The 11,319-nt window shown below is 67.6% G+C and carries 7 protein-coding genes and 2 rRNA genes (1 of these 9 running past the window's edge); 3 read left to right on the top strand and 6 right to left on the bottom strand.

The annotated features are described in order from the left end of the window. Both ACSHV8_RS40420 and rrf read left to right on the top strand, forming a co-directional pair. Positions 1-2,001: ribosomal RNA gene (locus ACSHV8_RS40420) — 23S ribosomal RNA — on the top strand (it extends 1,074 nt beyond the left edge of the window). A gap of 98 nt (positions 2,002-2,099) precedes the next feature. Then, positions 2,100-2,216: ribosomal RNA gene (gene rrf / locus ACSHV8_RS40415) — 5S ribosomal RNA — on the top strand. A 150-nt stretch (positions 2,217-2,366) separates the two neighbouring features. Here the strand turns inward: rrf and ACSHV8_RS40410 are convergent. Beyond that, positions 2,367-3,587 carry a phytase gene (locus ACSHV8_RS40410; protein ID WP_436524840.1) on the bottom strand — a complete coding sequence of 407 codons (1,221 nt, stop codon included), beginning with the start codon at positions 3,585-3,587 and terminating at the stop codon, positions 2,367-2,369. 201 nt (positions 3,588-3,788) lie between these two features. Here ACSHV8_RS40410 and ACSHV8_RS40405 point away from each other — a divergent pair, with 201 nt between their 5' ends. Next, positions 3,789-5,654, top strand: coding sequence for a restriction endonuclease (locus ACSHV8_RS40405; RefSeq protein WP_436537132.1), 1,866 nt, complete (start codon positions 3,789-3,791; stop codon positions 5,652-5,654). Positions 5,655-5,660: 6 nt separating this feature from the next. Here ACSHV8_RS40405 and ACSHV8_RS40400 read toward each other — a convergent pair whose 3' ends face one another. The 5 genes from ACSHV8_RS40400 to ACSHV8_RS40380 form a co-directional block, all read right to left on the bottom strand. Continuing rightward, complete coding sequence (locus ACSHV8_RS40400) at positions 5,661-7,145, bottom strand: FtsX-like permease family protein (RefSeq protein ID WP_436524838.1); 1,485 nt, start codon at positions 7,143-7,145, stop codon at positions 5,661-5,663. Next, positions 7,142-7,828: an ABC transporter ATP-binding protein gene (locus ACSHV8_RS40395; protein ID WP_436524836.1), complete on the bottom strand. Its 687-nt coding sequence runs from the start codon at positions 7,826-7,828 to the stop codon at positions 7,142-7,144. The genes ACSHV8_RS40400 and ACSHV8_RS40395 overlap by 4 nt, the downstream gene beginning before the upstream one ends. Then, positions 7,825-8,361 (bottom strand): PadR family transcriptional regulator, encoded by a 537-nt coding sequence (locus ACSHV8_RS40390; RefSeq protein WP_436524834.1) that lies wholly within the window; start codon positions 8,359-8,361, stop codon positions 7,825-7,827. The genes ACSHV8_RS40395 and ACSHV8_RS40390 overlap by 4 nt, the downstream gene beginning before the upstream one ends. Before the next feature lie 65 nt (positions 8,362-8,426). Next, the gene (locus ACSHV8_RS40385; protein WP_436524832.1) at positions 8,427-9,986 is read right to left on the bottom strand and encodes a SpoIIE family protein phosphatase; all 1,560 of its coding nucleotides are present in this window, start codon (positions 9,984-9,986) and stop codon (positions 8,427-8,429) included. Further along, the gene (locus ACSHV8_RS40380; protein WP_436524830.1) at positions 9,983-11,311 is read right to left on the bottom strand and encodes an ATP-binding protein; all 1,329 of its coding nucleotides are present in this window, start codon (positions 11,309-11,311) and stop codon (positions 9,983-9,985) included. The genes ACSHV8_RS40385 and ACSHV8_RS40380 overlap by 4 nt, the downstream gene beginning before the upstream one ends. Positions 11,312-11,319: the final 8 nt, after the last annotated feature.

The raw sequence follows: 11,319 nt of genomic DNA, 5'->3' as shown, positions 1-11,319 counted from the left end.
TCGCCAGCTAAGGCCCCTAAGCGTGTGCTAAGTGGAAAAGGATGTGGGATCGCATGGACAACCAGGAGGTTGGCTTAGAAGCAGCCATCCTTTAAAGAGTGCGTAATAGCTCACTGGTCAAGTGGTTCTGCGCCGACAATGTAGCGGGGCTCAAGCACACCGCCGAAGCTGTGGCATTCACACGTAAGTGTGGATGGGTAGGGGAGCGTCGTGCAGCGGGTGAAGCGCCGGAGTGATCCAGGTGTGGACGCTGTACGAGTGAGAATGCAGGCATGAGTAGCGAATGAAGGGTGAGAACCCCTTCCGCCGGATGACCAAGGGTTCCAGGGCCAGGCTAATCCGCCCTGGGTGAGTCGGGGCCTAAGGCGAGGCCGAGAGGCGTAGTCGATGGATAACGGGTTGATATTCCCGTACCCGCAAAGAAACGCCCAAGACGAACCTACTTGTACTAACCACGCGAAGCCGGCGAGGACTTCGGTCTGAACTGGTGGAGTCTGGGACCTCGGGTGGTAGTAGTTTAGTGATGGGGTGACGCAGGAAGGTAGATGAGCCCGGCCGGTGGTTGTGCCGGGGTAAGCGTGTAGGCCGTCATGTAGGCAAATCCGCATGGCAATAGGCTGAGACGTGATGCCGAGCCGTTCTGGTGAAGTCATTGATCCTATGCTGCCGAGAAAAGCCTCTAGCGATGTTTCGAGCGGCCCGTACCCTAAACCGACACAGGTGGTCAGGTAGAGAATACCGAGGCGACGGGTGAACTGTGGTTAAGGAACTCGGCAAATTGCCCCCGTAACTTAGGGAGAAGGGGGGCCGGACGCGTGAAGCCACTTGCTGGTGGAGCGTGGTATGGCCGCAGAGAGCAGGGGGAAGCGACTGTTTACTAAAAACACAGGTCCATGCCAAGTCGTAAGACGATGTATATGGACTGACGCCTGCCCGGTGCTGGAACGTTAAGGGGACCTGTTAGCTCTTCGGGGCGAGGCGGAGAACTTAAGCGCCAGTAAACGGCGGTGGTAACTATAACCATCCTAAGGTAGCGAAATTCCTTGTCGGGTAAGTTCCGACCTGCACGAATGGCGTAACGACTTCCCCACTGTCTCAACCACAGGCCCGGCGAAATTGCAGTACGAGTAAAGATGCTCGTTACGCGCGGCAGGACGGAAAGACCCCGGGACCTTTACTATAGCTTGACATTGGTATCTGAATTCGATTGTGTAGGATAGGTGGGAGACTGTGAAGCTCGGACGCCAGTTCGGGTGGAGTCATTGTTGAAATACCACTCTGTTGGGTTTGGGTATCTAACTTGCGGCCCTGATCGGGTCGAGGGACAGTGTCTGGTGGGTAGTTTAACTGGGGCGGTTGCCTCCTAAAGGGTAACGGAGGCGCCCAAAGGTTCCCTCAGCCTGGTTGGCAATCAGGTGTTGAGTGTAAGTGCATAAGGGAGCTTGACTGTGAGACTGACGGGTCGAGCAGGGACGAAAGTCGGGACTAGTGATCCGGCACTTGCGTGTGGAAGCGGTGTCGCTCAACGGATAAAAGGTACCCCGGGGATAACAGGCTGATCTTCCCCAAGAGTCCATATCGACGGGATGGTTTGGCACCTCGATGTCGGCTCGTCGCATCCTGGGGCTGTAGCAGGTCCCAAGGGTTGGGCTGTTCGCCCATTAAAGCGGTACGCGAGCTGGGTTTAGAACGTCGTGAGACAGTTCGGTCCCTATCCGCCGTGCGCGTTGGATACTTGAGAAGGGCTGTCCCTAGTACGAGAGGACCGGGACGGACGAACCTCTGGTGTGCCAGTTGTCCTGCCAAGGGCACGGCTGGTTGGCTACGTTCGGAAGGGATAACCGCTGAAAGCATCTAAGCGGGAAGCTCGCTTCGAGATGAGGTATCCCACCACCTTGAGTGGGTAAGGCTCCCAGCTAGACTACTGGGTTGATAGGCCGGAGATGTAAGCACGGTAACGTGTTGAGTTGACCGGTACTAATAGGCCGAGGGCTTAACCACCCTAAACATTTTACTTGCGTCCACTGTGTGATTCACAGCAAACGAACAACCACCCCGGTCTGTATGACGGGTTGCTGGTTGGTTCTGCTGATGGCTGTTTCGGTGGTCATAGCGGAGGGGAAACGCCCGGTTACATTCCGAACCCGGTAGCTAAGCCCTCCAGCGCCGATGGTACTGCACTCGGGAGGGTGTGGGAGAGTAGGACGCCGCCGGACTTAACTTACAGATTAGGCCCACCCCACGCGGGGTGGGCCTAATCTTTTTTGTGCGTTCACCACAAACGGAACACCCCGCCTCCGGGAATGCCCGGGGACGGGGTGTTCTGCGTTGGGGGCGGGGCTATGACCGTACGGGAAAAGCGGCTTTTAGATTTTGGCGAGGATCAGGTTGCGCCAGTCGATGAACTTGAAGTTCGTGCTCGTGCGGTCATTGTTGGGGGTGTTCTCGCCGTCGTGGAGAACGAGTAGGCCCTTGGGGTAGCCCGGGAGGGCCACCGAGGTGACCGCGGCGCCGTCGGAGTGCTGGACGCCGTCGATCTTGGGGCCGTCGGTGACGGTGAAGAGGGTGACCGGCTTGTTGGTGCGGCGGTCGTAGACGTAGAACTTGCTGTCGCCCTGGCTGGAGACGATCAGGTAGCCGTCGCGCTTGCCCGAGGAGTAGATCGTGGCGCCCTCGGCGTCGGCGGCGATGCGGCCACCGAGGCCCGGGTCGCCGGCCGTGTCGAGATCGCACTCCTCGGTGGTGGCGTTCCAGGAGGCCGGAACGCCGTACTCCTTGGTGCGCTCGACGATCCGCGGAATGCTGCTGAACGTGCCGCCGGCCAGGTTGATGCGCCAGAGAGCGACGTCCTCCTGGGCGGCGTAGAGCACGCCCGCCTCGGCGTCGACGACCATGCCCTCGACCTGCGGACCCTCGCCCGGCTCCTCGCACGGTGACCAGGTGCCGCCGTTGGGCAGGCGGAACGAGCTCGGCAGATCCAGGGTGTCCGAGGTGCGGTAGGTGACCCGGCCGTGCTTCTCCTCCAGACGGAAGATTCCGAGGCGGGTGCTGTGGCGGCGGCTGACCACCGCGTACCGGTCATAGGTGGCCAGGCCGTAGCCGGTGGCCTGCTCCTCGACCTCGGCCTGGTCCTTCGAGAACAGCAGCGGCGCGTCGGCCGAGGTCACGTCGGTCAGGCCGGCCGCGGTGATCCGGTAGATGCGGAGCTTGTCGAGGCCGCGGTCGGTGACGACGGCCAGGTCGACGCGCTGATTGCCCAGCTTGAAGCCGGATATGAGGTCGACGTTGTTGAAACGCCCGCCCTCCGGGGTGGCGATCGACTGCACCTCGCGGCCGGACAGGTCGTAGACCCGCAGGCCGCCGTTCTTGGCGGTGCCGATGACCAGGCTGCGGGCCTTGTTCGCCTGGTTGACCCAGATGGCGGGGTCGTCGGCGTCGGCGTCTCCACCGGCCTCGTCGTCGTACAGGGCCGGGGTCTCGACCTTCGCGGTCAGCTCGCGTGCCGGTCGCTCGGAGGCGAACGCCGGCGTGCCGGCGGCCAGGGTGGTGAGCGCCACGAGCGCGGCGATTCCGGAAGTACGTTGCATGATCCAGAAGGATCCCCGATCCAACTGTCCGTCGGGTGGCCGGAGACTGAACAGGGCACCGATCCGTTACATGCTCGTTACATGTGGCGGTGGCTCGCCGGCGTTGAGGCAGGTCACAGTCGCCACACCCCTATTGCTGGGCGGCCGCCCATTTGATCAAGATCATCGGGAGGTTCGGACAGGAAGGCTGCCTTGAACGAGATGCGCCCGGCACAGGCGAATACCAGCGACCCCAACGACATACGGCTCGTGGCCGGGATTGTCTGGCTCATCGTCATGGCGGTGTATCCGACGACGGGGACGATCACCAATCCGGCCTCGTACGTTTTGGATGTCGTGGTCTTCGGTGGCGGCGGGATCGTGCTGATCCGGCGGTGGTATCAGCGCCGGGTGTTGAAACGAGCTGATTCGAAAGCGAAGCTGCCCGGTCTGCCGGGGGTAGCGCTGGTTCCGGGATATCTCGGAGTCTTCGCTGCCTTCGTGGCGATCAACGCGGTGTTTGACGGCCTCTGGAATGGTGGGCTCGCTGAGCATCGAGTCCTGATCATTGTTGCCGGGGTCATCGGGGTTTTCCTGCTGGCGAATTGTTTTGGGTTGGCCCGGAGCTTTGCTCGTGGAACCCTCCCGTCGCAGCAGGCCTCGGCGCCTTCAAAACCGGATGCCTTGGTGCCTGAGCCTCAGCCCGCGCCGGTCCCCGCAGACCCGGAGCCCGCGCCGGTTCTTGCGGACCCGACGCCTGTCTCCGTGCTGCCCGGGGCCGAGCCCGTGGCTGCACCGCTGGCGGAAGCTGCCGCGGCGCCCGCGGAAAGTAAAGAGCCGGCGGATTTCTTGCGGACGGATTCCCGGACGGCCTGGGCCTATCGTCGCTACCTGACCCAGCGTCGACCCGGCGGTATCGATACCGCGATGGGCGCTCGACTGCTCGCTCTTGTCGAGCCCGGCGACCACGTCGAACTGTTCCTCGACGCCGTCATTTCTCCCACCGGCGGCGCTCTCAACGCCATTGACCTGGAACGACCGTCACCCACCCCGATCGTCGCGGTGCGCACGCTGCGGGCCTGGATTCTGCTGCACCGCGAGCACGCCGACGACACCGTCATTCCGGGGCGGGCCGACGGTGGCTGGTCCGTGACCAGCAGTCGGGCCACGGCGTGGCCGCACACCGGCTGGGCCACGACCCTGGAATCGGCCGACGGCGCCGACCTCGCCATCAAGGTGTTCCTCGACGATCGTGAGGGCCTCGACGCCACGATCATCGAGGAGGGCGCCGGCCCGCACATCCGCCGGCTTCCCGAGACCGACGCGGTTCCGGGCGTTCCCGACGCCGCCGACCTCCTCGCGGCCGCGCCGGAATCGGAGCCGGAATCGGCGCCGGTATTGCCGGCCGACTGGCGGGCGGCTGAGGACATTGCCGCCCACCACATGCGGGTGTTGGGTTTTGCCGACGCGGAGAAGACGGCCGGCGGACGCGACGGCGGTCTCGACATCACGTCCGCACACGCGGTGGCCCAGGTGAAGATGATGGCCCTGCCGGTCGGTGCCCCGCCCGTGCAGCAGTTGCGCGGGACGCGTCCCTTCGTGGAGCACCACATCTTCTACTCGACCTCGGGCTACACCGCGGCCGCGCTGGCCGCGGCCGACGAGATCGTTGTCGCGCTGTTCAAGATCGACCGCGACGGCACCGTCACCGAGGCCAACGCGGCCGCGAGCGACCTGGCCGTCTCCGGCCGGGGTGGCACCGCGCCCGCGCCCAGCCCGGAACGGCTGGTCGAGCGCTACGCGGAACGGTTGGCCGCGCGGGTGCTCGCCGCCGTGCAGCGGGTCGACCACGACAAGGCCCAGCTCGACGAGCGATACCCCGGGCAGTACCAACGCTTGCTCCGCTATCCGCACCAGGCGTTGCGGAACCTGGACGACCGGCCGGAGACCTTCACCTCGCTACGCGCGGCCCTCATCTACTTCCACCACACCGAGCTGCTGGCTCACGTCTTCTTCCAGGAGCTCGGCATTCCCTATCCGGAGGGCAACCTGGTGGAGGAGGACCCGCTGGACTCGTACTACGACTGAGGCCGCTCAGCTGGCGCGGAGCTCTTCGAGGTCGGTGCTGGACCGCAGCACCATCATTCCGGCACCCACCACCAGCAGCATGGCCAGCACGGCCCCGCCGCCGAGCAGGGCCAACGGCCCGAACGGGATCGGGATGGGCAGCACCACCTTCACGGTGTCGCCCGCCACCGGGACTTCGGTTCGCATGCTGCGGATCAGCGACACCCCGGAGATCAGGGCCAGGAGCAGGGCCGGCAGCAGGGGTGCGAACGTGACCCAGAGCAGCATCGCGCCGAGGGTTCGCCGGGGCACCCCGCCGGCCGTCATGGCCGCGAAGGTGCGGCGCCGGGCCACGATCCCCTCGGCGAACGTGACCAGCATGCCGCCGGCCGCGACGACCAGGGCGATCGTAACCGCGATCATGACCAGGCGGATCGCGCCGAAGTAGAACGACGTGTCGGTGACGTACCGGTCACCGGACGGGTCGGAGAGCTGGTTGAACCGATCCTGCGCGGCGAAATCGGTGGCCAGGTCGGCGCGGAATCCGAGCGTCCCGGCGCCGAACACCACGGCGGCGAGCAGCGCGCCGATCGTGCGGCTGCCGTTCCACGGATCGGCCATCAGGCGCGCGCCGGCCAGCAGGGTGACCGGGCCGCGGCCGTACCGTCGCAGCAGTCGCCCGGCGGTGTAGGAGATCCATCCGGTGCCGAGCACGACGCCGACCATCACGCACAGCACGCCGGCGCCCATCAGGGCCAGCGGCGTCCACTCGGGCAGGCGCCAGTCGTCCGGAACCAGGTCGGCCAGGGTTTTCGGCGCGAACAGGACCAGGCCGAGCACGATCAGCACACCCGGCCAGGGTCGCGGCCCGTGCTCGCGCGGCCGTCGCTCGACGCCGAGCGGCGTGACCACCACGCGGCGCATCAGCAGCAATCCGATCAGCCCGGCCAGCAACGGCACGGTCAGAAGAGCCAGGATCAAAATCAACGAATTCGGCCGTACGTCGGTGGGCAGCAGAAGTTTCCCGTCCCCGTTCCGGCGGTCCAGCACGACACGCAGAACCAGGTAGACGCCGAACCCGACGATCGATCCGAGCAGGCTGGCCGCGGCCGTTTCCGCGCCGGCGATCAGCACGGTCTGCCCGGGTGTCGCCCCGGCCAGCCGCAGCGCGGCGAGTCGGCGGTCCCGGGCCGGCGCGCCCAGCCGGATGCACTGACCGGCCAGTGCGAGCACCGGCAGAGCGAGCATGACCAGCGCGAAGATCACGCCGGGGCGCAGGCCCTGCTCGGCCAGCAGCGCGCTCGCGTACTGATCGGAACCGGACGACAGGACTCGCTGCACTCCCAGGTCGACCGGTTTGTCGATCCATTCTCCACCGTGGATCGCCGCGACCGTCGCGGCGGCCAGCAGTGCCACGGCGGCCAGGGCGGCGCTGGCCGCGGTCAGCCCGGTGCGGAGCCGGTCGGTGCGGTTGCCGGCCAGGCTGAGGCGGATGAGCGTGCCGGGCCTCATCCGAAGATCCCGATCCCGCTCGGGTCGATCGCGCCGTCCCGCAGCACGACCTCCCGGTCCGCGTACGCCGCGATCGGCGCCTCGTGGGTCACCAGCACCACCGAGCTGCCCTGCTCGCGCACCGCCTGCACCATCGCGGCCATCACCTGCTCGCCGCTGAGCTGGTCCAGCGCGCCGGTCGGCTCGTCCGCGAAGATCACGCGCGGGGCGGTGACCAGGGCCCGGGCCGCCGCGCAGCGCTGCTGCTGGCCGCCCGACATCGCGCCCGGCCGCTTGTCGGCCACGTCGGCGACGTCGAACCGTTCGAGCCAGCCGAGCGCCGCCTCCCGTGCTTCTCGCCGCCCCGAACCGGCGAGAAGCAGCGGGAGGGCGACGTTCTCGGCCGCGGTCAGTTCGGGCACGAGCTGCCCGAACTGGAACAGCACCCCGAAGTCGGTGCGCCGCAGCCGCGACCGGGACGTCTCGGACCACAGGTTCAGGTCCTGGTCGCGGTAGACGATCGAGCCCTGATCGGCCCGGAGGATGCCGGCCAGGCAGTGCAGCAGGGTGGACTTGCCGCAACCGCTCGGGCCGGTGATCGCCACGATCTCGCCCTCGGCCACGGTGAGGTCCACCCCGCGCAGGGCCGGCGTCGCGCCGTAGCTCTTGGCGATCCCGGTCGCGCTCAACAGTGCTGTGCTCAAGAGTTCACTTCCTTCTGCAGCTCGGCGACCCGCGCCAAGGTGGTCTGCAACCAGCGCAGGTCGGCGTCGAGGTGCCCGATCGCGTAATCCGCGGCGACGACATCGCCGACGGAGGCCCCGGGCCTGGTCTTGACCGCGGTCAGCTCGCGCATCCGGGCCATGTGGGCGGCCCGCTGCGCGGTGAGATATCCGGTGGCCTGCTCGGTTCCGGACGCCAGCAGCGCGACCACCACTTTGTTGAACAGGACGCTGTTGACATGTGGGGCCGGGGGCTCCACCTCGACCAGCCACGCGGCCAGACGCTCCCGGCCGAGGTCGGTCAGCTGGTAGGAGGTGCGCTCCGGCCCAGCCTCCTGGTCCTGGCCGGACTGGGCGACCAACCCGTCCCGTTCGAGCCGGCCGAGCGTGGCGTAGACCTGCCCGTAGGCCAGCGGTTTGGCCTGGGGCAGGCGGTCGTCGTGCGCCCGTTTCAGGTCATACCCGTGCCGGGGGCCGCCGGCCAGGAGCCCCAGCAGGACATGTGCGGTGGACATGTCGGCTACTATTCACTGAGTGAATAGCTGACGTCAAGGAGGCTCACGGCCGTACGCGAAAGAAATCAGGAACGCCGGAGCGCGACCACAGCGATGTCGTCGGCCTGCTCGCCCGACCCACCCAGTCGGGTCAGCAGGCGGCTGCAGAACGCGTCGAGATCGGGCTCGACCTCGGCCGCGCAGGCGGCCAGCGCGCGCAACCCGTCGTCGATGTCCGCGTCCCGCCGCTCGATCAGCCCGTCCGTGTAGAGCACGAGCGTGCCCCCGCGCGGCAACTCCAGCTCCTGCTCGGCGCGCGGCGGCGCGTCCAGGCCGAGCAGCGCGCCGCGCAGCGACAGGAAGCGCACCTCGCCGTCGACGTGCAGCAACGGCGGCAGGTGCCCGGCCGAGGCCATCCGGATCCGCCCGGTGGCCGGGTCGAGGGTGAAGAGGCAGAGCGTCGCCGAATCGGCCGGCAGCACCGTGCGCATGAAGCGGTTGGCCAGCTCCAGCACCGCGCCCGGCGGATGACCCTCGACCGCGTAGGCGCGGACCGCGTGCCGCAGCTCGGCCATCACCGTGGCCGCGTGCAGCGAGTGCCCGGCCACGTCCCCGATCGCCACCAGCAGCTTTCCGTCCAGCACGGTCAGCTCGTAGAAGTCGCCGCCGACCTCGGTCTGCGCGCCGGCCGGCTCGTACCGCACGGCCATCTCGATCCCGGGCACCTCGGGCAGCCGCGACTGCAGCAGGCTGCGCTGCAGGGTGACCGCGATCCGATGCTCTTCGTCGAACGAGCGCTGCGCCTCCACGGCGGCCGCGACCGCCTGTGAGAGCTGCCGCAACACCGGGAAACCGGGCGTCTGCGAGCTGCCCGAGACGGCCACGTAGACCGGCGGCCGGTCGACCCGCAGCCGGGCCGCCGCGACGGCCACGGTCTCGCCCTCGGGCCACTCCACGACATCCCAGTCGGCCGCGTCATCGGTTCGCACGAGAGAACCCACCGCTACGCGGTGACGAGGAACAGCCCATTTGCGTACGGCCGGGGGCGGTCCCGCCGCGGCCAGACTCTCGCCCTCGGACGTCTCGGCGACAACGACGACCGGCCCGCCGAAGATGTCGGCGGCCCCGAGCGCGGCCGCCTCCAGCAGGGCCGGCAGCGTCGACGCCGAGTTGATCGCCAGCGTGGTCTCGGCCAGCCGGACCATCCGCGCGGCGAGCAGCTCGGCTCGCTGACGCGCCCGGTAATACCGCAGCACGGCCTGGGCGGTGGCGATCAGCTCGTCCGGCTCGATCGGCTCGACCAGGTACGCGTCGGCGCCGCGGTTCAGCCCCTGGGTGCGGTCGTTGACGTCGACCGCGTGGGCGGAGACGTGGATGACGGGGACGACGCCGTACCTCTGCGAATCGGTTTTGATCCTCTCGCAGACCTCGAAACCGCTCATGTCCGGGAGCTTGACGTCGAGCACCACGAGGTCGGCCTCGACGTCCTCCTCGGCGAGTTTGCGCAGCGCCTCGCCGCCGGTCTCGGCCTCGACGACGGTGAAGCCGGCGCGGGTCAGCCAGCTCACGAGCAGGTACCGCTTGGTCGCGCTGTCGTCGACGACCAGGACGGTCGCCTTCCCGTGGTTCGGGCCGGCGGGTGTCATGACGCCTCGATCGGAAGCTGGAGAGTGAACGTGCTGCCCTCGCCGGGCACGGAGTCGACCCGCAGGCCACCGCCCAGAATCCCGGCCAGCCGGCGCGCGTAGGGCAGGCCCAGCCCGGTGCCACGGCCACTTATCGGCTTGCTCCCGGGCACCTGGTAGAACTCCTCGAAGACACGTTCGTGCAGCTCAGGTGGGATGCCGGTGCCGGTGTCGGCGACCACGAACTCGATCTCCGGGCCGGCCCGTCGCGCGCTCAGCCGCACCGAACCGGCCTCGGTGAACTTCAACGCGTTGGTCAGCAGGTTGCGCAGCACCTGGGCGAGCAGCACCTCGTCGGAGCGCATCACCGGCACCGCCGGCTCCTCGACCACGAACTCCACCTCGGGACGGGTGGCGAGCGGCCGCAACGTGCCCCGGAGCTGCCCGAACACCGCCTTCAGGTCGACCTCGGACCAGTTCGGCTCAAGTCGGCCGGCCTCGGCCTTGGCCAGGTCGAGCAGACCGTTGACCAGGGACAGCAGGTCGGTCGCGGAACCCCGGATCAGCTCCACCTGGCGGCGCTGCTCCTCGGTCAGGTCCTCCGAGGAGGAGTCGGTGAGCAGCCGCCCGAGCCCGATGATCGCGGTGACCGGCGCGCGCAGCTCGTGACTGACATTGGCCAGGAACCGGCTCTTCGCCTCGCTCGCGGCGCGCAGCTGCACGGACTTCTCGTCCAGCTCGGCGTAGAGCGCGACCACACCACGGTTCGTCTCCTCCAGCTCGTCGGAGAGCTGGTGGTAGAGCGCCATCACACCGCGGTTCGTCTCCTCCAGCTCGGCGTTCAGCCGGGCCAGGTCGTCCCGCTGCGCGCGCACCTCGTCGAGAGCGACGATGAGCTGCTGATTCTGCACCGCCAACTCGTCCAGCGGGCTACCCGGCACGTGCTGCGCCAGCCCGGCGCGAATCTCGTCCATCCGGGTCGGCGTCAGGACCGGGGCGCCGAGCGGTAGGCGCCGCACCATCCGGACCGTCGTACCGGCACCCTCATCGTCGACCTCCATCGTGTCGACCAGACGGCCGACAACCTGCAATTGCTCGGCCAGGCGGGTCGTCCCACCCAAAGCCGAATGCGCCATTGTCACCTGGAGGGCTGGTACCCCATAGGGCTCAACCGTGAACGTCACGTCCGTTTCCGGACCGGCGGCCAGCAGAACCCGGCAGACCTCGCTCAGCGCGGTCGCCACCCGGGTCTGGTCCTGCGCCTCCAGGCCGACCGCCCGGGCCACCTCCCGGCCGAGCTGCCGTACCGCGAAAATGTCCTGCTCGACCCGCAGGCGTGTACGCATCAGCGGCT

It is taken from the genome of Actinoplanes sp. HUAS TT8 (genome assembly GCF_051380535.1).
In the GTDB taxonomy this organism is placed as follows: domain Bacteria; phylum Actinomycetota; class Actinomycetes; order Mycobacteriales; family Micromonosporaceae; genus Actinoplanes.
Note: the sequence above shows the minus strand (reverse complement) of the source record. Positions and strands in the feature narration are given on the sequence as shown.